Source organism: Vibrio comitans (assembly GCA_024346835.1).
In the GTDB taxonomy this organism is placed as follows: Bacteria; Pseudomonadota; Gammaproteobacteria; order Enterobacterales; family Vibrionaceae; genus Vibrio; species Vibrio comitans.
The window spans coordinates 1,357,588-1,381,401 of sequence record AP024867.1 but is presented as its reverse complement, the minus strand read 5'-3'; the positions used below and the strand labels follow the sequence as shown (position 1 = coordinate 1,381,401).

Genomic DNA, 23,814 nt, shown 5'->3' with positions numbered 1-23,814 from the left:
AAAAGGGAGCTTCGGCTCCCTTTTTTCATTTGTGTACTTTCATACAGTAAAGTGTCATTTCATTGTCAATAATGGCGTACGGTTTGGAATGCCAGACTGTTTACGCGTATAGTTAGCACATTCCGGTTAAAACATGTTGTACTCTTTGAGAACTTTACTCCTATTCATAAGCTTAGTGACTGTTAGCCCAATGCTAGCAGCGAAAACACTTCCCCAAAGACTAGATTCTTTGGTGAGCTTATTTGTGTTTGAAGATGCAAAAGATGTGTATGACATGCAAGTGATTCAGGCTGACTTTCCGACAGCACTAATCAACCCAAATTCCATGTTGCCACAGACCAGTAAATATCCCTTAAAAGATATACAGCTTCTGTATCAACTAGAGCAAAACTGTAAAGGTAAACTACCACTTAGCCCAACAGTTACTGAGCCCCTAGTGTTTACACGGGCAATGTGTAGAGGCACTGAATTACCTTTGAAGTGGTTTGCTCGTTCAAATCATATTCATCCGGGCGGGGGCACTTATGCGGCTCGCTACGTGAAAGCTCATCCAGAACGTTTTGATGAGTTGCAACAGTACATGCACATCAACGAGAGACAATTGGCAGAGCCGGACAGTTTGCTCGGTCGATTGCAACTGATGCATAGCGACTCGATTGTCGCACTGCTTTCAGGTGCGCCCATGTTGTTACAAGGTAACGAATATTGGCTACGTAAGGGTGATAGTTATTTTGTATTTGATCTGGAAACATTGGAGCACAATGCCAAAGAAGCTGAATTAAGTTTCACTCTTGTTTCTCAAGTAAACGAGTGTTTCTTTGAGCGCGGCAACATTTGTTGGCAGCAACAAGACAACAGCCACCTTATCAAGAACTTACTGTATGCCTTAGTGCTACTAAACCTTGCCTTGATTATTGGCTGGTCGGTTTACCGATGGAACAGTAAGCGGGAAGAGATGCGCAGTAGAATGCTCATCCTTCAGATCCTGACCCATGAACTGCGTACGCCGATAGCGAGTTTGTCTATGACTGTTGAAGGGTTTAGGCGCGAATTCGAGCATTTACCAGAAACGGTTTACGATGAATTTAGACGGTTATGTGAAGATTCAAGACGACTTCGACAACTTGCTGAGGCGAGTAAGGATTATCTGCAATCAGATAATCGACCGTTAGCAACAGAACACCTGCCATCGATGCAAGAATGGCTTGAGTATAAAGTTGAAAACTATTCCGGCGATGTCTCGCTGAATATAGAAAAAGACATTGAAGTACAGGTCAACATTTATTGGCTTGGCACCTGTATAGATAATTTGGTTAACAATGCAATTAAGTATGGTGTGGGCAAGGTTGAACTTTGCGTACATCGAAATGACAACACGCTCATCATTGAAGTGCAAGACGAAGGCAATTTAAGTGCTAAAGATTGGAAACAATTGAGAAAGCCCTTTGTCAGCGAAGCTGGTCTTGGGCTTGGATTGACTATTGTTGAATCAATGGTGGGACGAATGGGGGGATGCATGAAACTTGTTGGTCCCCCAACTAAATTTGTAATGGAGATCCCTTGTGGAACAAACACTACTACTCGTTGAAGATGATAAAAACCTTGCTGATGGTTTGTTAGTTAGCCTTGAACAAGCAGGCTATAACTGCCTACATTCTGAAACTATTGCAGATACAGCAGCACTGTGGGAAAAAGCGGATCTAGTCATTCTGGACAGACAATTGCCAGATGGTGATTCAATTTCTAAGCTCGCAGAGTGGAAGGAAATTAAATCTGTGCCGGTTATTCTTTTAACAGCCTTGGTGACTGTGAAGGATAAGGTTTCAGGCCTAGATGCTGGTGCAGATGATTACCTAACCAAGCCTTTTGCTGAAGCTGAGCTATTTGCTCGCATCCGTGCCAACTTAAGAAGTCCAGGAAGTGAAGCAGGAACAGACGATTCTAAGGTTATCACCGACAATCTTGTTATAGATAAAGCGACTCGCGAAGTACATTATAAAGGCGACAGCATTTCTTTGACGCGAACAGAGTTTGATTTGTTGATGTTCTTGGCCAGTAACCTAGGTCGAGTGTTCACACGTGATGAACTTCTTGACCATGTGTGGGGCTACAATCATTTCCCAACAACTCGAACGGTTGATACACATGTTCTACAGCTTCGTCAAAAATTGCCTGGTATTGATATCGAGACATTGCGTGGCGTTGGTTACAAGATGAAAAGCTAATGAAACCGCTGTTATCTGCGTTGTTACTTTTGCCTGCGGTAGTTCCTGTAACTACCAATGCGCAATGGTTTGAAGAAAACAACGCTGTCACACGTATGCACAAAAAGCTGCTTGAAGATGATTTGAGCGGTATGTTCGATCTTATGGTGCAGGTATGGCAACAAGAATCAACGGATAACCTAGAGCCACATCTTGAGGCTTTGCTGAAACAGGCAACTGAAAAAGATTGTGGTAAGAGTCTTATCTCAGAGGGATTGCCTACCTGGTTAGACTCAATCACCATAGAAAAGGTGTCAGTGCAGCGCCCTGGTCGATTATCGAATAAACTTAGACTTCAAATCATCTCAGAAGAGTCATTAGCGCAGGTTAGATTAACTTTGTGGCCGAATACCAGCATCTCTAAAGAAGTTATCGACCAAGATGCCTTTGAAACACTCACCGACGAAAAGAGAACCTTGCAGCAGACTGAAGCGACTTACAGTTTAAATAAACCACTTAAATCTGGTTTGTATCAGTTGTCTATTGAAGATAAAGCACAAAATAAATGGTCTCATTGGATAGTTATCACTGAAGCGGATCCTGTACATGTCGTGCGCTGGGATTCGAAAGACAGTTGGGCGGTAGACAAGAAGCGTTTGCTGAATCGTTATTGTCCGTTGCCAGTGCAAGAGGTAACGGTTTATGACTATAAAGATGGACAGTATTCATCTGTATGGAATAAGTCGTATGAGTCTAATTATCCTGTTAAACTGCCTCGCAACGCCGTAGAGCCTGAGCGTTATGTTGTGAGCGTGTCTATGACTCAATCACAATGGCAAGGGCCGATACTGTTTAAAGATAAACGAACCATCAGTAAGACTATCGACTACACAGAAGAGTAGGGTAGAGCAATTCGGAGTAATTATGTTAGATGATTTACCACCACTCAGTCATGAAGAACAGCAGAAAGCTGTTGAACGTATTCAAGAGTTAATGGCAAGTGGAATGAGTACAGCGCAAGCAATTAAGCAAGTGGCTGAAGACATCCGCGCTGAGTTTAAAAAGGATCAAGAGCAGTAATGCTCTTGGTTTTTTTAATACCCACTAATGCACTATAACTAACTAGGTGCAGTTAAATGTATACCGATCATTAACCACCAAACGCGACGTAACAATAATTCAGTATGGGCTAGGTTATATGTGATTTTCGTATTTTCTATTTATATCAATAACTTACTAACATTGTTATTGTGCTGTCATCAGGTTGGTGTAATTAACTTACACTGGCTAAAAATGGACCAGAATATTATTCTGTTCGAATATTAAACGTTACATGAGTTTGTACTTACTTTCGTTTTGGTTACTATTAATACAGGTTATGAGTTAACCAATTGAGCATTTTACTCAGTATTTGCTTATGTAGATTTGCTATGAGATGGGGAGCGTTAAGAGTGTTTCTTTAAATGTATGGTTCATGCTTGGGCTAACTGGCAATTCTTTCCATAACGCTTAAGTTACAGTGTAATTAAGTGTGTGTACCACGTTGTTTCTCGTGAAAACTGGTGTTCTCAAAACAAAGCAATAATGGTCTAATCTCTGTGGTATATACGAATTATATTACTGGAGTAATTAATGAGCTTAAGAGTCGTACCTGAGCTTTACTGTCGTGACATAGAGGAAAACAAACACTTTTTCGTTGAGGTGCTCAATTTCTCCGTAAAGTATGAGCGATTAAGCGAACAGTTTTTGTATCTAACTAAAGATGGTGTTGACTTGATGCTAGAAGGTATTGATAGCAATAGTCGCAAATGGCTAGTTGCAGCCACAGAATTTCCATTTGGCCGAGGGGTTAATTTTCAGTGGGATGTAACAGACATTAAAACTTTATATACGCACGTAACGAGTGTTGCGAAAGATTCCATCTATCTAGAGCTAGAAACTAAGTCATATCTCTGCGGTTCTCAAATGGCTACACAAAACCAATTTATAGTCCAAACACCGGACGGTTATCTGTTTCGGTTCTGCGAAGACGTACTAGATTAAATTTTGTAGACAGAGCTTCACGAAACTCGCTAGATTTGACGTAGCAGACATCTAAGAGCACGGGCGATGAATCAAAACCAAGAAAACTAGCTTATAAGCAAGATCGGTAAGAAATGAAAACACCAGTACAATCATATGTTAACAACCAATAATTAAATGCGCATAATCAATGTTATGTTAAATACGGTTTTATGATTAAGTAAATGCCCCTATAACTCGTCCCTCCCTTATCCTTCCTTAGTTCTCTTTCACACAAAGAAACTTTTTGCGTCATGCACAGCTGCGTCTGCTTTTTTATACACTACTATCCTCAGTATGTTGCCCGCAAAAACTGCAATACAAAGTTATCTCCTAATGTCTTTTAATAGAAAAACGCATTCACTACTAAAATATGTCCCCACAACGCTTCATATTCATCTATAATCGTCGACCGTATTTTTGGTCTGCTATGATTGCCTGTGTCCCTCAGTGAAAGTCTTCAAGCCAACCAACATCTAATAGGAACAAAGAATGTCATTTTCATCACAAGGTTTTTCTTCTGATATCGTTCGCGCACTGACTGAGTGCAATTATGAAAAGCTGACCCCTATTCAACAGCAAGCTATTCCGCAGATCCGTCGCGGTAACGACATTCTTGCACATGCTCAGACCGGGACAGGTAAAACAGCAGCGTTCTCTTTACCTATCATTCAGCAGATCATCGACAATCCAAAACCTCATAGCCGAGGCAGTGTTCGAGCCCTTGTTTTAGCGCCTACTCGCGAATTGGCCGATCAGATTGCAAATAACATTAAGAGTTTCTCTAAATACACGAGCATTTCAATTGCTGCTGTTTACGGTGGCGCAAAAATGTCATCTCAAGAACGTAAACTACAAGCAGGTGTTGATATCCTTGTTGCAACACCTGGACGTCTGAATGAGCATCTTGAGTTAGGTAATGTGAACTTAACTCACTTAGAGGCTTTGATCTTTGATGAAGCCGATCGAATGCTCGATATGGGTTTCATTAGTGCAATTCGTACTATTATGGCAGGTGTTTCAACACACCCTCAAACTATGATGTTTTCTGCTACCTCATCTGCGCAAATGAACGCACTAGCACAAGAGTATTTACGTAAGCCTAAACGCATCATTGTTAACGCTGAGAACTCCACTGCATCTACTGTCGCTCATGTTGTCTATCCAGTTGAAGAAGAGCGCAAGCGTGAACTACTTTCAGAGTTAATCGGTAAGAAAAACTGGAAGCAAGTTCTTGTTTTTGTTAACTATAAAGAAACGGCTAATGATGTTGTTAATGAGCTAAAGCTTGATGGAATTAACGCTGTGCTTTGTCACGGTGATAAAAAACAGAGTGCACGTAGACGCGCGTTAGACGAGTTTAAATCAGGTAAGGCTCGCGTATTAGTTGCAACTGATGTCGCAGCTCGGGGCCTAGACATTCAAGGCTTACCACATGTTGTAAACTACGACATGCCTTTCCTTGCTGAGGACTATGTACACCGAATCGGCAGAACCGGCCGAGCGGGTCAACAAGGTCATGCAGTTTCATTTGTTAGCCGTAAAGAAGAACTCACCTTGGTTCAGGTTGAAAAGCTGATTCAACACCGCATCAGACGTGTTCCACTGGAAGGCTACGAAGTAGATAGCCGTGACGCTCTGCTAGCCAAAATGCACAGTAAGCCAGCATTTAAAAACCGCCAAAGTCGCACAAATAACGCTAATGACCAAAGTAGCGCTGAGAGCCGTCTGCGTGTGATGCAAGCACTTAAGAAACGCGCTAAAAAGTAACACTGTTAGTCTAAAATCCTTTGATCTGGTTGATGGTTAAAGAGGTTTTCAAATCTCTTGGTTCTCGTTTGACAAGAGCTCGGAGTTTGAACCCTCTCTTTCGCTTCAACGTAAAGACATGATTAACCTTAAAATTAATCATGTCTAACTTAAAGTGAGACAACACTGCACCCATAATACTGTGCATAAATACAGTACTCCGTAATTTCTTTAGTTCTAGGTCAGCTTAAGGAAGGTCAAATACAAGTGCTACTATTTGCTTGTCAGAATGATTAGCAAGCAAAACGCTAGGCTCATTTGAAACTTTAGCGCCATCCCCCTGCGACAAAGTGACATCATTAACCTTCAATGACCCTTCAACTTGATGCACATACAGTTTTCGCCCCGGCTCTATATCGAATTTTAACTCACTGTTAGCTTCCAACACTAACTGATGCAGACTTGCATCTTGCTTAATAGTAAAAGAATTCTCTCTGCCGTCAGGTGACGCGATAGTAGTAATACCAAACTTTTTACCAAAGTGTTTTTGTTGATAACCGGGTTTACCACCAAAGGTGTTTGGCTCGATCCATATCTGCAAGAGCTTTAGATTTTCAGTCTTTGAAGGATTAAACTCACTATGAAAAATCCCTTTTCCCGCAGACATTAGTTGAAACTCACCTGCTGGTAATTGCTCGACATTACCTTCACTGTCTTTATGTGCAATAGTACCTTCTAGGACAACACTGATAATTTCCATATCCTTATGCCCATGAGTATCAAAACCCGAACCAGGATGTACAAGGTCGTCATTGATAACGCGAAGTGCGGAAAATCCTATCTGCTCAGGATCGTAGTAGTTAGCAAATGAAAATGTATGCTTGGTCTGTAGCCAACCAAGATCTACACTGCCTCTTTCATTTGAACGGCGTAAATTAATCATAATGTCTCCTTTTTCAAGATTACTATCAAAGCGAGCCTAAGTTTTCTCGACTTACTCAAATCAGGCTTAATAACGCGTTTGCGACATTTTTAGTAAGTATAAATAGGCTGTTTCTAAAAAATATCGGAAAGAATTGACAAGGTGCTTCAAAATCTTTGAATGAAAAGAGGCTGTGAGCAGCAAGATTTTTATTGATGCTTTTAGGACGCTTGATGTTATAGAACTAAAATGCAGCTTTGCTCAATCGAAGAATCTTTGTTTGAGGAGCCCTTAAGATATTATCAGATTAAACCTCTACGTCTTAGCTTAGTTATTACGAAATCCTTTAATCCTTCGCTTTGGTTATCGCCCGATAAAAATCATTAAAACTGAGGTTTTAGAACACTCAGATCAATAACATCATAGACAGTCCAAAATATAGGTTGAATTACTTACGCAAACGTTTACTATACGCGCCAAATTTATTATATCGAAGCTGTATATGTTTGGTGATTTGGACCAATCGTTTCTACCCTAGAACCTAACTCTGGGACTACAGTTTTCCGGTGCTCAATTATTCATTGTGCACCCACCACTCACATGGGCTTCGATGTCTTGAACCTTCCTTATTCAGATGGTTCAACTACCTAATTGTTTTAGTTAATTAAGGTTATATTGTGAGTCAAGAAACCCTCATTCAGCCAAGCCCAAGTAGTACTTCGGTTATCGACCGACAGTTCAAGATCAGCGAGCGCAAATCTAGTATTGGTACAGAGTTGTACGCAGGTTTCATTACCTTCTTGGCGATGAGCTACATCCTTGCTGTTAACCCTGCGATATTAGGAGATATTCCTGGTATGGATCGCGGTGCAGTGTTTACAGCAACCGCCATAGCAGCAGCAATTGCAACACTAATCATGGGCGTGTTTGGTAATTACCCTGTAATGCTTGCTCCTGGTATGAGCATGAACGGCTTTTTTAAAGGAGTGTTGTTTAGCGGCTCAGTTGCACTTCTTTGGCATGAGGCTTTGTTTGGAATCTTCCTCTCAGGAATCATCTATCTTATCTTCTCGTTAACTAAGATAAGAAAGACCATGATTGAGTCTATTCCAGAAGATCTCAAACTGGCAATTACGGTCTCTCTTGGCCTTTTCATTGCGTTTCTTGGTCTTAAAAACGCAGGAATTATTGTATCAAACCCTATAATCCTAGTGAGCATGGGCGACATCAAAGAGCCTCAAGTATTGATTGCCTTCATCAGTATCTTTGTTGCTCTAGCTTGTATGATTAGAGACATTAAACTTGCGACATTTATCTCGTTTGTCACGTCGATTGTACTTACCATTGCAGCTGATGCATTTATGGGCACTTCTAATGCGCCAATTCCTGATTCATTAGTTTCTATGCCGCCGAGCTTAGCGCCAAGTTTTGGTGCAATCTTTAATTTTTCTGCCTTTACGCCAGAAAAGCTATTTGACCTGCTATTTATTGTAATCATCTTCTTTATCGTCGACTTCTTTGACGGGTTAAGCACCATCGTTGGTGTTGGGCGTGATGCAGGTATCATTGATAAAGACGGTAAAGTACCTAACGCTAAATCTGCCCTGGTAGCTGATGCTGGCGGTACGGTAATTGGCACGGTATTAGGTACAACGTCAATTACTGCTTTCTCAGAGTCAGGTATTGCGTCTTCTCAAGGTGCAAGAACTGGACTTGCTGCAGTGGTTGTATCGGGTTTATTCCTTATATCTCTGTTCTTGTTCCCCCTATTCTCTATTTTCTCAACAGCTATAGTTGCGCCAGCAATGGTGGTAGTGGGAATCTATATGGTTGGTAGGCTGGGAAGTATTCAGTGGGAAAAGAAAGAATCTCGTATCGCAGCTTTCTTTACCATCATGTTTACCATTCTTAGCTTCTCGCCAGCGAATGGCATGGCGATGGGCTTTGTCAGCTACTCGTTCTCCATGCTAGTTGCAGGTAAAGGTAAAGAAGTACATCCAATCATCTACGGATTATCGGTGATTTTCCTTGCTTACTTAGTAATGATGTGATTTTAAGTGACATTGTCACTCAAGTAACTACCTGATAAGTAATAAAAAGGCCGACACTATTTATTAGTGTCGGCCTTTTTGATTTCAATTCACTAATTTAGCCGCCAGCCAGTTTAACGGTATGGCCTTTTTTCTCTAGGTGCGCTTTGATCTTGTCTCGACTGTCACCCTGGATTTCGATAACACCGTCTTTTACTGAACCGCCACAGCCACACACTTTTTTAAGTTCTGCCGCCATTAGCTTAAGGCCTACATCGTCCATATCTAAACCAGTGACTAGGCAAACGCCCTTGCCTTTTCGGCCTTTAGTTTGACGTTGAATGCGCACTACACCATCGCCCTTTGGGCGCTCTACTTTTTCTTCTTCAGGCTTGATGCGCCCGACTTCGGTTGAATATACAAGAGACATAACATGCCTTATCTGTGAAGTTATGAAGCAATTTTACCATTGATTAGGCAGAAGGTTAAACACCGATATCTATTGCCTTGAAAGAATAACGCTTAATTAGTGTTTCCAATCAGTGTGTTAATAGCTATTATAACTATCAAACACAAATTAGTTATAGTGCATCATAATGAGAAAGAAGTGTATTCCAATTACCGATCCACAGGTCAAAAGGCAAAGCTGTGCCTTGTTTAATAAGCGAGTAACGCTCGATGACTTCGACAACCTTACTCAACAACAATATAGTCGTAACTCTTTGCTTTCTATGTTTAACGACTGGAACCACTTTGTTGAATTCTGTGGTCAACGTAAGGTTTCGACACTTCCCGCTTCTACGACTGCCGTTCGCCTTTTTCTAGAGAAACAAAGTGAAAGCAGAAAATACGCCACGCTAAAAAGAATGGTTATAACACTCGGTCTTGTACACCGCTTTCACGAGTTCCCTGATCCCTGCAATCATCGACAAGTGAAGATGTTACTGGCTCAACTTCGTTTAGATAAAAAAGGAGACGCCAAGCAAGCAGAGGCGTTTAACTCGCAGCATCTAAAAGAGATTCACCAGCAACTGGATGCTGAAAGTAGTCTCAAGCAACTAAGAGATGCAGCCATTTTGTCGGTGATGTTTGAATGTGCTATGAAGCGAAGTGAACTAAGAGCCCTTCTGTTTCATCAAGTTCAGTTTGAATTACTTGATGACAGCCCAATCAATATCAACATCAACGACAACACCTATCAGCTTTCGTCAGCAAGCAGTGAAATCGTCAAGCGTTGGTTGCTAATGATCCCCAACCACCTTGGTCCACTATTCAGGCGTATCGACCGTCATGGCAATATAGGCGATGACGCGCTCGATGCATCGTCGATTTATCGTGTATTTAGATCCACAGAAACTCAGCTAGGATTATCTCTTAAGCTATCAGGGCAGTCAGCACGCGTGGGTGCTGCAAAAGAGCTGGCTAAACAAGGATATGGGGTAAAAGATATTACCGACTTTGGACGATGGATAAGCCCTGCAATGCCTGCTCAATACTTGGGTAAACAGGTATTGGCAGACAGTGAAAGGCTTAAATTCAAGGTGATAAAACCTTGGGATTGATTCGCGCTCTAAAGAGCGGTTTTCACCGCTTGTGCTAGGTAGTCTGAAAAACTATGACCGTTGTTGCTCAGCATTTTAGGGAACATTGAGATTGGTGTCATGCCTGGAAAGGTATTTACTTCATTGAGGTATATCTCGCCCTCTTCGGTCAAGAAGAAGTCGATTCGAGACAGGTCTTTAAGACCCATCTGTACAAACACTTTTCGCGAGTATTGCGCTATCAGTTCAAGCTGCTCTTGGGTTAAATCCTTTGCCACAATCTCAGTCGTAGAGTGACTATCTGAGCTGTACTTCTCTTCGTAAGAATAGAAGGTATCAGAAGGGGCAATGACCTCTCCTGGTGGCGTGATGAATAGTTCACCCTGATATTCATACGCAGCAACCTCGAGTTCTCTTGGTTTTACTGCTTTTTCTACCAAAACCTGCTCGGAATAGTTAAATGCATCGCTAACCGCTCGCTCAACGCCTTGAACATCCGTGACCTTGTAACAGCCAACCGATGAACCTTGACGAGCCGCCTTAACAAACAAACCACCCCAGTCGTTAAAGGCTTCTGCTGTTTTCTGAACACTGTCTTGATTGTTCTCTGTTAAGAACAAATAAGGCGTGTTTTTAACACCGATCGCGTCATACCAAAGCTTAGAAGTGATTTTATTAAAGCTGTTGCTGCTCGCTTCAGGACCACATCCAAAGTATGGGATTCCTGATAGCTCAAACATTGACTGTATATCGCCAGTTTCTCCAGGGTAGCCATGAATACAAGGGACGATATAATCAATCTTACAGCGATCGTCCCCTTCCACTAGCTCAGCTGAGTGTATGTCTAGATAGCAATCCTGGCCTTGTTGGTTGCGCCAGTTCTCACTAGTGATTTCAACGCGGATAACGTTAAAACCGGTTGTAGTTTCCAGTTGCTGTTGTACATAGTCAGCTGAAATCAAAGACACCTCATGCTCTGAGGAACCGCCGCCACAAAGCAAAAGAATATTAATGTTCGACATCTAGATAAACCCAATCAATCTTAGTAATAGTTATTTTAACAGCTGGAAGCTGTCTGTTGCTGCTAATTCTTTATCAGTAAAGTTTTTAACGAATGGCTGAAGTTTTTGCAGTCCCTCAGGAAGTGCAGCTACCGCTGCTTTAGCTTCATCATAATCGCCAAAGTCACCCATCAAAACAGAGTAAACAGGCTTATCATTGATCTCTTTTGCCTGTAGCCATAAAGCTGATTCTGTATTTAGTGCTTTAGCAAAAGCTTTTGCTTTCTCTTCATCGGAGATCGTCGCTAGCTGAATAGAGAAACCTTCTGTTGGTGCTGATGCAGATGTCTCTTGTTGAACTTCTGAATCCGAAGCTGCGTCTTCAGTGTCCATTACTTCTTGCTCTTCGATATCAGAAGCTTGTTCTTCAACAACAGTAACATCTTCTTCAACGATCTCAGCTTTGCTCTCATCAACCTCTGTTTGATTGCTCTGATAATTCTCTTGATAGCTTTCTGATTGAACATCAGATTCGTAGTCGCTTGAGCTACATGCAGCCAATAATAACGCCAATGATACAATTGCGGTTTTTTTCATTTTTAATTCTCTTACGCACTTAGTTCTGAAAATCATGCCCATCATCGGTTGCATAATCAAGGGTAAGGGGGTACCTAAATGCAATTTGACGTGATCAACGGCTCAGTTTTCAGCCTTTAACCGACGAAGCGCTTAAAAATGTCACACTAGTTGCTGAAACAGCTTTAAAATTAAACAGATACGATACAGAGGAATGACAAGTATGAGCCCGATGGATTCGCTGTTTAACCCAAATGCAATTGCCGTTATCGGTGCGTCAAATCGACCTATGTCTCCAGGTAAGGTCATTGTTGATAACCTACTCCATTCTGGCTTCAACGGGACCGTGTTGCCCGTGAATCCAAACCACACCTCTGTTTCCGGGGTGCTGTGTTATCCCAACCTTGAATCTCTGCCCTTGATTCCAGAACTGGCCATTGTGTGTATCGATCATCAAGAACTTTCTACTTTATTTAGCGAGCTTGATAGTAAAGGAATTAGAGCCGCTATTTTAATCGCAAATGCTCTATTTGATGAAGCGCACGCAATTGATATCAAGCGCCTTTCCAAGCAACACAACATAAGAATGATAGGACCAAACAGTTTAGGCATCTGTATGCCTTGGACTAACCTAAACGCCTCTCTTTCACCGGTAAGTGTGCAGCCAGGTAAAATCGCCTTTATTTCTCAGTCCGGTGCAATTGCAACTACGGTTCTCGATTGGGCTAATGATAAGGAAATTGGCTTTTCTGCGTTTGTCTCTATCGGCAGTATGGCGGATGTAAATGTTTCTGAAGTCATAGACTATTTGTCCATGCACAGTAAAACAGAAGCGATTCTCTTATATGTCGAGCATATTCAAGATGCGAGACGCTTTATGTCAGCAGCTCGTGCTGCTGCTCGTAATAAAAGAGTATTAGTTCTCAAAGGGGCACGCTCTCAAGTGGGTAAAGAACTCTCTATGTTGCACCATGGCGGGAGCAAGTCTCTTAACATAGTGTATGACTCTGCCTTCGATCGCTGTGGTCTTTTACGCGTGCATTCCACTCATGAATTATTTGCCGCAGCAGAAACTCTAACTCACTCTATTCCACTTAAAGGCAAGCGCCTGGCGATGATAAGCAACGGCTCTGGGCCTGCTGTTATTGCCAGTGATGTTCTGAACCACTTAGGCGGGAAACTGGCTGAGTTTTCAGAGGAAACAATAACTGCGCTCGGTAAGATTTCAAACGAGTGCACCATTAACCCTATAGATCTCTCAGGGGACATGCAAAGCAGTAAATTGCTGAGGGCATTTAGTCAGTTATTAGATAGCAAAGACATGGACGCAATCCTTATCATGTTTAGCCCTTCTGCCATTGCTGATCCACTGAACACTGCAACTAAGATACTCGAGATCTATCAGAAGCATCCCAATAAAAGGCGGGTTAACCTCCTGACTAATTGGCTTGGTGAAACGTCGGCTAAAGAAGCAAGAAGTCTATTTTCAAAGCATGGTGTGCCTACCTACCGCACTCCAGAAAGTAGTGTAATGGCGTTTATGCACCTTGTTCGTTACCGAGCGAGCCAAGTTCAGTTGATGGAGACTCCGCTTTCTATCGAACACGAGGCAGAAGCCGTACTTAAAGCTAAGCAAATATTAACGTTAAGCCCCACTGATACACTTTCAACCGATAAGACTGCACAGCTGTTGAATTGCTATCAAATTGAAACAGATCAGGCACTAGCTACCGATGTCACCTTGCATCTTCAATGCGACGCCACCTTTGGGCCAGTGATACTGTTAGGTCGCAAGGGGGAAGTCTGTGATAAACAATTTGTCGCAGGGTTTCCCCCATTAAACCAAAAACTGGCAGAAACTCTCATTAAAAAAGCATTGAGGCGCTCAGCTCTAGCGCCTGTCAGCACAGGACAATTTGCCTCCCTAACACAGACACTGGTGAGATTTTCTCAGCTTATTGTGGATTTGACAGAGATCCAATCCATACACCTTAGCGGCACGTTTGATGAATCCGGGCATCTCAAACTTGAACCGCAATCCATTGAGCTTGGCGAAAACCACAATCGCGTCTTAGCCATAAGGCCATACCCTATTGAGCTTGAATCTATAGTGACCCTCAAAGACGCTAGTGAAGCTTTGCTACGTCCAATACGACCTGAGGATGAACCACTACATGCCCAGTTTATTAATAATGTCAGTAAAGAGGATCTGTATAAGCGATTCTTTAGTGATGTCGGTGAGTTTGACCATCAGGCACTCGCCAACTTAACGCAGATTGATTACGACAGAGAGATGGCACTGGTCTTAGAAAAAGAATCACAAATTATCGGTGTCGTACGAGCTATTACCGATATTAGAAGTAACAGCGCAGAGTTCGCTGTCCTTATCCGCTCAGACATGAAAGGACAAGGATTGGGTCGTATACTGATGCAGGCTATCATTGATTACTGCAAGGATAAGGGGATCGCTCGGATAGAAGGTATGACCATGCCATCGAATAAAGGCATGGTGACACTTGCACAAAAACTAGGCTTCTCCGCTCATGTAGACTTTGAAGAAGGCGTTGTAGAGATGGCGCTACCCCTTTAAATGTTTCTCACCAGATAGCGCCTTAAGCGATGCCTACCATCACTTAAGGCTCCATTGTTTGGGCAGGTTACGAATCATCCAGCTTTTTGCCTTGCCCATTTGATTTCGCTTCCACGCCATGATGATAGGTAGCTCATGTTCTTTACTGCCATTGATCTGCTTAAGAAGGCCAGCCTCTATTTTGGCTTTTGCAATATGTGACGGTATTGTTCCAATACCTAGACCACTTTCTAATGCCTCTATCTTGGAGGCGAAATTGGTCACCGTAAGGCGCGGCTGTTTCTCAAATACATTGATACTGCGAGTAGGTTTAGTTCTTGCGGAGTCTGCGATAGCAATGACGCGATAGTTCGATTGCGCCTCTTGATCGAACTCACCCGCGCGTTTATGCACAAAATGACCAGGAGCGGCAACCCAAGTTAAGCCAATGGTGCCTATTGTTTCAATTTTTGCTTCAGGCAGGGAAATATCCGTCATTGGAGCGACAAGAATATCTGCGCGATCATAAGCCAAAGCTTCCCACCCCCCTGCGAGTATCTCTTCTTGAAGTTTCAAGCGTGTTTTGCTTTGTTTTGCCAGCTTTTCAACAAGCGGGAAGAAATGTCCCACCGGAATAACACCATCAAACGCTATCGTTAGGTCTAGCTCCCAACCATTTGCCAGACTGGTGGCATCATTAATCATATCTGCAGTAGCCGCGAGTATGACTCTGCCCTGCTCTAACAGTATCTTACCGGCTGGAGTTAGTTCGGCCCTGTGCCCAGAGCGATCAAAGATAAACAGATCTAACTCTTGTTCAAGTTTTTGTATCTGGTAACTAAGAGATGATGGTGCTCGATTTAATTCTTCTGCCGCTGCTGAAAAACTGCCACGACGATCGATTGCATCTAAGATATGCATGGCTTCAAGAGTGATTGGCGAGATCATTGACGTCCTTATCAAAGCTTATTTTATGCTATTTAATCACCATGACGCATAAAGTCACTGAATTTCATTAAATATATTGAAGCAAGACAAAGAACGCGAAGAAATGGTTAGAGAAGAAACCACTATAAGCATTTGACTTTACGTAAAATGAAAGTGTAACAAAAACGAGAAAGCCAACTCACAAGGAGTTGGCTTTGGAATTTTGCAATCGATAAAAGAAAAACAAAAAGTTGGATTATTGCAAAATAAACCGAGCTTATTTGTTTGCTTTTATTTCTTTAGTAACCATTACTACTGAAGTTGCGATAAATGTCACGATTAGCGCTAATTCCATAATGTTTCACCACCTGATATCAAAGAGTTATTAAGATTCGTTAAATTCTAAAAACAATTGTAACACTCTGTGGCGAAAAAAATATCTATTTATTCGGAATTATTCGGGGTAACCCTTCGGATTTTCCGATTGCCAACGCCAAGTATCTTCGGTCATTTCTTGTAAAGTGCGTGTTGCTTTCCAACCAAGAACAGCTTCAGCCTTAGCAGGATCCGCCCAACACTCGGCAATATCACCGGGTCTACGAGGTGCAATCTTGTACGCAATGGTTGTACCGCTTGCTTGTTCAAAGGCCTTCACCATATCTAGTACACTCGAACCATTACCTGTGCCTAGGTTAAAGATGTGCAGTCCTGATTCATTGCCTACTTTTTGCAGCGCTGCAATATGTCCATCTGACAGATCCATAACATGAATATAATCACGCACACCTGTGCCATCTGGTGTTGGGTAGTCATCACCAAATACAGAAAGATATTCACGACGGCCAACAGCAACCTGAGATACGAATGGCATTAGGTTATTTGGGATGCCTTGAGGATCTTCACCTAAATGTCCTGTTGGGTGAGAGCCTACAGGGTTGAAATAGCGTAACAGCGTAATACTCCAATCTGGATTCGCTGCTTGAAAGTCGGTTAGACACTCTTCAACCATTAGCTTACTACGACCGTATGGGTTGGTAGCGCTTGTAGGGAAATCTTCGGTAATCGGCACAGATGCAGGATCGCCATAAACCGTCGCAGAAGAAGAGAACACTAGTGTCTTAACACCCGCCTCTCGCACCGCATCCACCAGCACAAGGGTGCCGTTGACGTTATTGTCGTAATACTCAAGCGGTTTAGCCACTGATTCACCAACGGCCTTCAAGCCTGCAAAATGAATAACCGCATCAATATTGTGTTGCTGCATTGTTTTAACGAGCAATGCTTTATCTCTGATATCACCTTCAACAAACTCAACATTTTGGCCAGAAACAAGGCTGATGCGCTGATTTACGCTCGCCTTACTGTTATATAAGTTGTCAAAAATTACAGGTGTCATCCCTGCTTCTAAAAGCTGTATACAGGTATGGCTGCCAATATAGCCCATACCGCCAGTAACAAGTACATTCATGAGTTTTACCAACTGATTGATTTATACATAAGAGTACTTCATTTTTGTTAAGTTTTGAATTTTCATTACGTTAGAAGTACTTAAAAAAACAGCATTCAAACCCTAGATTGGTCAAACGCTCTTGTTTATTGTTATTCTTTACGAGAAACATAGGGAATAGAATAAACCGCAACAACATCAGAGAGTTGCTGTCAGTACCTTAATATCGAGCTGCGCCTAAGAGGAAGAGATGAAACTGAATTGTGATATGGGTGAAAGCCTAGGTTCATGGACAATGGGTAATGATGCCGAGATCATGCCCTACATCGATATGGCGAATATCGCCTGTGGGTTTCATGCCTCAGATCCTGACATTATGTCAAATACGGTTGCACTCGCTAAGCAACATGATGTCTCTGTCGGTGCTCATCCTGGATATGCCGATTTACAGGGTTTTGGCAGACGCTCTATTCCCCATACCAATGCACAGATCACTCACCTTATTCTCTACCAAGTAGGGGCGTTGCAGGGCATATGTAGGTTACATGAGGTCAATGTCGACTATATAAAGCCACATGGAGCACTGTATAACGACATGATGAAGGATATTGAGCTATTCACGGCTGTAATTGAGGCAGCTAAGCAGCTTCAATTGCCTTTAATGGTATTGGCCACGAACAATTCAGATTATTTGCACATTGCACAACAAGCGAACGTTACTCTCATTCACGAAGGCTTTGTCGATAGACGTTATACCAATGATAAGCAGCTTGCTGCACGCTCTTTGAAAGGTGCTGTTATTGAGGACATTGATGAATTAAACAACCAAGCATTGTCATTGATTAGCGGCAACCGATTTAACAGCATTGATAATGTACCGATTCAAATCGATGTCGATACGTTGTGTATTCATGGTGACGGCAGTGATGCCCTCGCCTTTGCCCAGCATCTTCGAAATGTAATTGGTGAGCAAGCCAAGTGAGAACAATCAATAGTTATAAATTACGTATCGAGCCTGTGGGAGAATGTGCTCTACTGCTTCGACTTGCCGATAAAATAAATGAGTCACTGCCCTCTTACATCGCACATTTATCGAAGATCATCCGCGATAATCTAACCATCAAACCCATTAACTGTGTGCCGTCCTATACTAGCTTGCTTCTTGAATTTTCTGCGTTGGAGTTTGATTACCAAGCCCTATGTAGTGAGCTTAACTCTTTAATACTGATTTCAAATAAAAACCAGAGCCATCCCGCAACTGAAACCATTGAGATACCCGTTTATTATGGCGAGGAAGTTGCGCTAGATGCTGCTCGTTATCGCAATGAAAAGGGATTGTCACTGCAACAGTTACAAGAACTGCATACCTCGGTCGAGTATCAAGTGCACGCTCTAGGTTTTGCCCCAGGGTTTGCCTTTATGGCTGAAATTCCAGACTCACTACAATTGCCACGACTTGATGCGCCACGGCCAGTGGTTGAAAAAGGCAGTGTCGCGATTGCAGGCCCACAAACCGCTGTATATCCAGAACAAAGCCCAGGAGGCTGGAATATCATTGGCAAAACCCCAATAGAACTGTATCAACCTCAAAATGAGCCTATGACGCTGTTGTCTCCAGGAGACAAGGTTCGCTTCATCGCTATCTCTAAACGTCAATTTATTGAGCTTGGAGGCGTGCTGTGAATAAAGTGCTCACGTTACTCAAAACCAATACACTCACAAGCATTCAAGATAATGGACGCTTTGGATACGCTCATTTGGGTATTACCCAAGGCGGCGCGGCCGATGAATATTCGTTTCATTGGGCAAACAAGCTACTCGAAAACCCCTTTTCAAGCCCTACCATCGAAACCAGCCTTGGAGGCTTTGAAGCCGAATTTCAGCAAGGTTCTTGGTTTGCCGTAACTGGGGCACTGGATAACGTCTATTTAGATGACATTAAAGTGTCTAACTGGAGCCGTGTATGGGCAAAGCGCGGCCAACGTCTTAGCGTTAGAATGCCGCGAAGTGGCTTAAGGAATTACATTGCCCTTCCATCAGGTGTGAAAGCCCCTTTACATCATGGAAGCACATCGACGGTAGCAAAAGACAGGTTGGGAGGGTTACACCGAGATGGACAAGGGCTAAAAGCAGGCGACGATCTCTATTGCGTAACCCCTTCGCCAACACAATTTAGGCAAGTCAGCGTTTCTCCTCAATTTGTCCCTGACTTTGCACCATCATCGATCATACAACTTCGACTTTTGCCCGGCTCTCAATATTCGTTATTTGATCAAAATGCTACACAAACCCTCTATAAAACAATCTATAGCGTGTCCAGCCAAAGTAACAAAATGGGCTATCAGCTAACCGGTACACCGATTACAACTCCCCTTCAACATCTGATATCAGAACCCATTGCCCATGGCGCTGTTCAGGTTCCGCCAAGCGGTCACCCTATTGTCATGCTGTGCGAACGACAAACGATTGGTGGATACCATAAGCTTGGGACTGTCGCTAGGCTTGACCTTGCAAAGCTTTCGCAAGCAAAACCTGGAACAAAAATTCAATTCATCGCAACAGATGCGAACTCTTGCCTTCGCGAATACAAAAATTGGTTAAAATTTTTCCAAATAAAAGCACCATAAAAAAGCGCAAAATAATCAAAAAAATACTTGACCTATTTCCACGAAAAAACCGATCTTACGGCATTGTGAATAACGAAGTTTGCCAAACCTTGAATTGCTATAGGTTAAGGCGAAATGGAAGGAATGATTGCGAAGAGTTATCCAACTAGTTATCCACAATTCGTGTGGATAACCATTTTGGTGCAAATGCTTGATACGCATAGAATGCTAGTGATTTGCAATAACATTAGTGGATAAATATTACCTAATTTTGTTAACTTTCTTACAAAACAAATTTTCATAGCCTAATGAGGCAAAGGGGTTAAGGCTTATTGTTGTTTGAAGCAAAAGGCGCAGAATGTAAACCTGCGCCATACTGCCTACAGAGCGCCATTTTTCACCGGTAGCAATAACTGCTTAATCAAGCTATTTACAACCAAGGCTAAAATCACAAATGTTAGGACTGGAAGTGCAAACCACAGCTGTGGATGCATTCGCACGGATAAGTCAAAGCCCCAGTATAGCAACCCACTCACGCTGGCTTCAGCTCCTAAGCTGGCAACTAGTCCAGCGATGAGTGCCATTAGTCCATACTCGCACCATAGTGTGGTTGAAATGCGTTTTTTGCTGGCACCCAGCGTACGATACAAACGTATTTCCAGCTGTCTTTGTGAAATACTCAGGCGCAGAAGCGTGAATATCAAGAGCAGCCCTGCAACTACACCTAGTGCCGCCAACACAGTAATAGACCAAATTATTTGAGACAAAAGCGATTGGATCTTGTCTCCCATCTTTCTGATGTCAAGCAAGCTCACCGTTGGATGCTGAGATGATAGAGTTTGTATCATGGGGTCATGTTCCGGCTCAATTCGGTATGACACCATAAATGCGCCCGGCATTTGCTGTGCGTATTGAGGCGCGAAAATAAAATAGAAGTTTGGCTTCATTTCACGCCATTCCACCTTGCGGATACTATTCACTACCGCCTTTACCTCTTGACCATTAATCACAAACCCAAGTTCGTCACCAATGGTGAGATTAAGAGCAGATGCCACTTCTGATTCGACAGAGACACCATTATCACTGCCCCAAGTACCCTCAAGTAACTCATTGTAATCCGGTAGCTCGTTAGCCCAAGTCAGGTTGAGCTCTCTACGTACAGCATCAGTGTCTTGATTATCTTCTGACACCTGCTTAGCGTCTACATCATTAATTTTGGCTAACCGGCCACGGATAATAGGAAAGGCTTGAGAGCGTTCAATATTTTCAGCATCTAATTGGCGCAGATACTCATCTATTTCATAAGGGGCTATGTTGATGGCAAATGCATTCGGAGCATTCTCAGGAAGCGTACTTCGCCAATCTTGTAAAAGGTCAGTGCGAACCAACCACACAATAGCAAGTAGCATCAGGGATAATGCTAGAGCACCAAATTGTAGCCCACTGGCCAATGATGAACGGTTAAGGCGGCTTACTGCAAGCGCCATAGCAGGGCTCAATTTGAGCTTTCCTATGAGCTTTGAAATCATCATTGCGACACCGGCCAACACAATAAAGAGTACAGCCATCCCAGCAAGCACTATCCAAACCAGAGTATTGGAAGCATACGCCACTAACATAGGGATAACTGGCACCAACACTAACCACCAGCTTTTACCGTTGCGTTGCTTAACAGGTTGCAAGACATTCGTTGCCGAGGTATTCAACAAGTTGATCATTGGGATACCTAGAGCCGGTACACCAATCAAGAAACAGCTAGAAATGGCAACCAGCATTGGTGTGACGCCGTAACTTGGCAGTGGATCAGGTAGCAAATCAGCTAACGGCACGCGCAACAAAACTTCTAAAACATAACCAATAGCCACGCCAAACACGACCCCTGTAACGAACAGAAGCAACACCTGAATCATGAGCCAGCGCCCAATCCACTTCTTGCTCGCCCCTATGCTCTTTAGCATTGCAATGGTTTGACGACGTCCTGCTACATAATGCTGACAGGTCAGCACTAAAGTGGTTGCAGCCATGATGACGACTATCGCCACAGTCAAAGAAAGATATTGAGTAGTTCGCGTAAACATATCATTGGTGCGGCTACGGCTGTTTTGGTCTCTCCAGCGATCGCTAGGAGATAATTCCACTTTATCTTTTAGAGCTTTCAGTTGGGCTTCAGGTCCCGTGAAGAACTGCTGATAACGTACCCTAGAGCCCAGTTGTAGTGCTCCTGTTCGCTCTATATCGCTGGAGTGTATAAGGGCAGTTGGCATTTGTTGGAAAGGATTAAAACTGAGACCAGGTTGCTGCTCTATCATTCCGTTTAGTGTAAAGTCAGCATCGCCAATAGTGACGGTGTCACCTTGCTTGACATCGAGTGCTAACATAGCCCGTTCTTCTAACCACAACTCACCCTTGCCAAGATGAGAAGCGCTTCCCTCACTCGATGCTAACACTAGATCACCACGCAGTGGATACGCATCATCAACGGCCTTTACTGAAACCAATAACATCTCTTCATCGCCAAATGCCATAGTGGCAAAACTGACCATAGAAGCGACATCAATGTCCGGTGATAATGACTCAGTATTTAACGCTTCAGGAACTGGGTTTGCAGAGCGATAGACTAAATCAGCGGTCAAAGCGTCTTGGCCTTGCTTGACGATGACTTGCTCCATTCTCTCAGCCAAGGCTGACAAAGCGAAAACACATGCAATGATAAGAGTGAGTGCAACAGAGATAGGCCACAACTGTCCATGGCGAATTTCTTTAAAGCTCCAAGCGAGCAAGCGTCTGTTTAGCTTTGCATTTGCTTGGGGCAGTGAAGCGACTTGTGATTGTTCCATAGTCCCTCCTACACCAACTGCTTAGTGTCGGTAACTTCATCGTGCTTAGTGCCACCTTCTAGATGCCCTGACTGCATACTAAAGACTCTGTCACAACGAGAGGCCAACGTATTGTCGTGGGTGACCATAATCAAAGTAGTTCCATGTTGCTTATTCAACGCAAACAATTGCTCAACAATATTTTGTGCGGTGTGTTGATCAAGGTTACCAGTAGGTTCATCAGCAAACAGTATTTGAGGACGTAACATAAAGGCTCTAGCTAAAGCTACGCGTTGCTGCTCTCCACCTGAAAGTTGGGACGGAAGATGGTCTAAACGGTTTTCGAGTCCAACAGAACTCAGTAGCTCTTTAGCACGTAGCTCGTCTTCGGCTTCACCCCTTAGCAGACAAGGCAGAGTCACATTTTCTAATGCGCTGAGGCTTGGGATCAAAAGAAAGCTCTGGAAAACAAACCCAATGTATTGACTGCGCAAATCGGCACGTTGCTCATCATCAAGCTCAGATAGTGCGTGTCCTAACAACTCGACTTCGCCCTCACTAGGCACATCTAAACCAGCTAAGAGCGTCATGAGTGTGGATTTACCTGCGCCTGAGGCACCAACAATAGCCACACTTTCTCCTGAATGAATATCCAAATTTACATTCTGCAGGATTGTTAAATGCTCTTGTTTGGTAGAGACTGTTTTAGTTACCGATTGAGCCTTAATTACGGATGTAGTCATGATACGTGTGCTTTCCTTTGTTTTTCTATTTTTATCCATAAATGCCAACGCTGCGAATCTATTGGTGCTTGGCGATAGCCTTAGTGCTGGTTACCAAATGCCCATTGAAAAGGCGTGGCCCACTCTGTTGCCTGAAGAGCTTGCTGAGCGCGGTCATCAAATGATAATCATTAACGGTAGCATATCTGGCGATACCACTGGTAATGGTTTAACAAGGCTACCTGCCCTACTAGAAGAACATCGCCCCGATTATGTTCTCATCGAACTGGGTGCTAATGATGGTTTACGAGGCTTTGCCCCTAAACTGATCAAAGATAACCTAACGAAACTTATTGATCTCAGTGAAGAAAGTGGCGCTAAAGTTATTGTAATGCAGATCCAAGTCCCACCTAATTATGGTAAGCGTTATACGCAAGCATTTGAACAAGTCTATCCTAGCGTAACCGAGGAAAAAGACGTTGATTTAATTCCATTTTTTCTAGCTGAGATCATTACCGACCCTGATTTGATGATGCAAGATGGTCTGCACCCTAAGGCCAATGCTCAGCCATGGATTGCAGAATTTGTTGCTCAGCAACTATCACCACTACTGTAATCTCAGACTTTATTGTAACACCTGACA

General features: G+C 42.9%; 21 protein-coding genes and 1 riboswitch. Of the genes, 13 read left to right on the top strand and 8 right to left on the bottom strand.

The genetic code is table 11. The annotated features are described in order from the left end of the window. Positions 1–133: 133 nt before the first annotated feature. From vxrA to OCU46_RS19595, 6 genes are all read left to right on the top strand, one after another. Positions 134–1,588, top strand: a complete 1,455-nt coding sequence (gene vxrA / locus OCU46_RS19620; RefSeq protein WP_167495333.1) for a sensor histidine kinase VxrA — start codon at positions 134–136, stop codon at positions 1,586–1,588. Continuing rightward, positions 1,563–2,225, top strand: a complete 663-nt coding sequence (gene vxrB, locus OCU46_RS19615; RefSeq protein WP_141269229.1) for a response regulator transcription factor VxrB — start codon at positions 1,563–1,565, stop codon at positions 2,223–2,225. The genes vxrA and vxrB overlap by 26 nt, the downstream gene beginning before the upstream one ends. Beyond that, complete coding sequence (locus OCU46_RS19610) at positions 2,225–3,106, top strand: DUF2861 family protein (protein ID WP_141269231.1); 882 nt, start codon at positions 2,225–2,227, stop codon at positions 3,104–3,106. Before vxrB ends, OCU46_RS19610 begins: the two co-directional genes overlap by 1 nt. 22 nt (positions 3,107–3,128) lie before the next feature. Beyond that, positions 3,129–3,284, top strand: coding sequence for a YoaH family protein (locus OCU46_RS19605; protein ID WP_017029941.1), 156 nt, complete (start codon positions 3,129–3,131; stop codon positions 3,282–3,284). A 552-nt stretch (positions 3,285–3,836) separates the two neighbouring features. Next, positions 3,837–4,247: a bleomycin resistance protein gene (locus OCU46_RS19600; RefSeq protein WP_141269233.1), complete on the top strand. Its 411-nt coding sequence runs from the start codon at positions 3,837–3,839 to the stop codon at positions 4,245–4,247. A gap of 510 nt (positions 4,248–4,757) precedes the next feature. Next, positions 4,758–6,035 (top strand): DEAD/DEAH box helicase, encoded by a 1,278-nt coding sequence (locus OCU46_RS19595; RefSeq protein WP_141269235.1) that lies wholly within the window; start codon positions 4,758–4,760, stop codon positions 6,033–6,035. 226 nt (positions 6,036–6,261) lie between these two features. Here OCU46_RS19595 and OCU46_RS19590 read toward each other — a convergent pair whose 3' ends face one another. Continuing rightward, positions 6,262–6,957, bottom strand: a complete 696-nt coding sequence (locus tag OCU46_RS19590) for a pirin family protein (protein WP_141269237.1) — start codon at positions 6,955–6,957, stop codon at positions 6,262–6,264. A gap of 455 nt (positions 6,958–7,412) precedes the next feature. Beyond that, positions 7,413–7,512: riboswitch (purine riboswitch) on the top strand. 101 nt (positions 7,513–7,613) lie between these two features. On the opposite strand from OCU46_RS19590, the gene OCU46_RS19585 reads away from it, so the two are divergent. Next, the gene (locus OCU46_RS19585) at positions 7,614–8,987 is read left to right on the top strand and encodes an NCS2 family permease (protein WP_141269239.1); all 1,374 of its coding nucleotides are present in this window, start codon (positions 7,614–7,616) and stop codon (positions 8,985–8,987) included. Positions 8,988–9,084: 97 nt separating this feature from the next. On the opposite strand, the gene yciH is transcribed toward OCU46_RS19585, so the two are convergent. Next, entirely contained in the window at positions 9,085–9,396 is a 312-nt protein-coding gene (yciH, locus tag OCU46_RS19580; protein ID WP_017029934.1) for a stress response translation initiation inhibitor YciH, read from the bottom strand. Positions 9,397–9,562: 166 nt separating this feature from the next. Here yciH and OCU46_RS19575 point away from each other — a divergent pair, with 166 nt between their 5' ends. Further along, positions 9,563–10,528, top strand: coding sequence for a tyrosine-type recombinase/integrase (locus tag OCU46_RS19575; RefSeq protein ID WP_141269241.1), 966 nt, complete (start codon positions 9,563–9,565; stop codon positions 10,526–10,528). Positions 10,529–10,536: 8 nt separating this feature from the next. Here the strand turns inward: OCU46_RS19575 and OCU46_RS19570 are convergent, their stop codons facing one another. Together OCU46_RS19570 and OCU46_RS19565 are read right to left on the bottom strand one after the other, a co-directional pair. Beyond that, the gene (locus OCU46_RS19570) at positions 10,537–11,529 is read right to left on the bottom strand and encodes a D-alanine--D-alanine ligase (RefSeq protein ID WP_141269243.1); all 993 of its coding nucleotides are present in this window, start codon (positions 11,527–11,529) and stop codon (positions 10,537–10,539) included. A gap of 30 nt (positions 11,530–11,559) precedes the next feature. Continuing rightward, complete coding sequence (locus OCU46_RS19565; RefSeq protein WP_141269245.1) at positions 11,560–12,105, bottom strand: SPOR domain-containing protein; 546 nt, start codon at positions 12,103–12,105, stop codon at positions 11,560–11,562. Positions 12,106–12,307: 202 nt separating this feature from the next. On the opposite strand from OCU46_RS19565, the gene OCU46_RS19560 reads away from it, so the two are divergent. Then, positions 12,308–14,674, top strand: a complete 2,367-nt coding sequence (locus OCU46_RS19560) for a bifunctional acetate--CoA ligase family protein/GNAT family N-acetyltransferase (RefSeq protein WP_141269247.1) — start codon at positions 12,308–12,310, stop codon at positions 14,672–14,674. A 39-nt stretch (positions 14,675–14,713) separates the two neighbouring features. On the opposite strand, the gene OCU46_RS19555 is transcribed toward OCU46_RS19560, so the two are convergent. After that, positions 14,714–15,601, bottom strand: coding sequence for a LysR family transcriptional regulator (locus OCU46_RS19555; RefSeq protein ID WP_141269249.1), 888 nt, complete (start codon positions 15,599–15,601; stop codon positions 14,714–14,716). 433 nt (positions 15,602–16,034) lie between these two features. Further along, positions 16,035–17,048 carry a UDP-glucose 4-epimerase GalE gene (gene galE / locus OCU46_RS19550; protein ID WP_141269251.1) on the bottom strand — a complete coding sequence of 338 codons (1,014 nt, stop codon included), beginning with the start codon at positions 17,046–17,048 and terminating at the stop codon, positions 16,035–16,037. Between the two features lie 229 nt (positions 17,049–17,277). Here galE and OCU46_RS19545 point away from each other — a divergent pair, with 229 nt between their 5' ends. From OCU46_RS19545 to OCU46_RS19535, 3 genes are read left to right on the top strand one after another with little or no spacing between them, the layout of a single operon-like run. Next, complete coding sequence (locus tag OCU46_RS19545; protein WP_141269253.1) at positions 17,278–18,009, top strand: 5-oxoprolinase subunit PxpA; 732 nt, start codon at positions 17,278–17,280, stop codon at positions 18,007–18,009. Then, positions 18,006–18,710, top strand: a complete 705-nt coding sequence (pxpB, locus tag OCU46_RS19540) for a 5-oxoprolinase subunit PxpB (RefSeq protein WP_141269254.1) — start codon at positions 18,006–18,008, stop codon at positions 18,708–18,710. The genes OCU46_RS19545 and pxpB overlap by 4 nt, the downstream gene beginning before the upstream one ends. After that, positions 18,707–19,654: a 5-oxoprolinase subunit C family protein gene (locus OCU46_RS19535; RefSeq protein WP_141269256.1), complete on the top strand. Its 948-nt coding sequence runs from the start codon at positions 18,707–18,709 to the stop codon at positions 19,652–19,654. The genes pxpB and OCU46_RS19535 overlap by 4 nt, the downstream gene beginning before the upstream one ends. Positions 19,655–20,013: 359 nt before the next feature. Here OCU46_RS19535 and OCU46_RS19530 read toward each other — a convergent pair whose 3' ends face one another. Beyond that, positions 20,014–22,470: an ABC transporter permease gene (locus tag OCU46_RS19530; RefSeq protein ID WP_141269258.1), complete on the bottom strand. Its 2,457-nt coding sequence runs from the start codon at positions 22,468–22,470 to the stop codon at positions 20,014–20,016. A gap of 8 nt (positions 22,471–22,478) precedes the next feature. After that, the gene (locus tag OCU46_RS19525) at positions 22,479–23,192 is read right to left on the bottom strand and encodes an ABC transporter ATP-binding protein (RefSeq protein WP_141269260.1); all 714 of its coding nucleotides are present in this window, start codon (positions 23,190–23,192) and stop codon (positions 22,479–22,481) included. Here OCU46_RS19525 and OCU46_RS19520 point away from each other — a divergent pair. Beyond that, positions 23,191–23,787: an arylesterase gene (locus OCU46_RS19520; RefSeq protein ID WP_141269262.1), complete on the top strand. Its 597-nt coding sequence runs from the start codon at positions 23,191–23,193 to the stop codon at positions 23,785–23,787. The two genes, OCU46_RS19525 and OCU46_RS19520, sit on opposite strands and share 2 nt — an antisense overlap. The last annotated feature ends 27 nt before the right edge of the window (positions 23,788–23,814 follow it).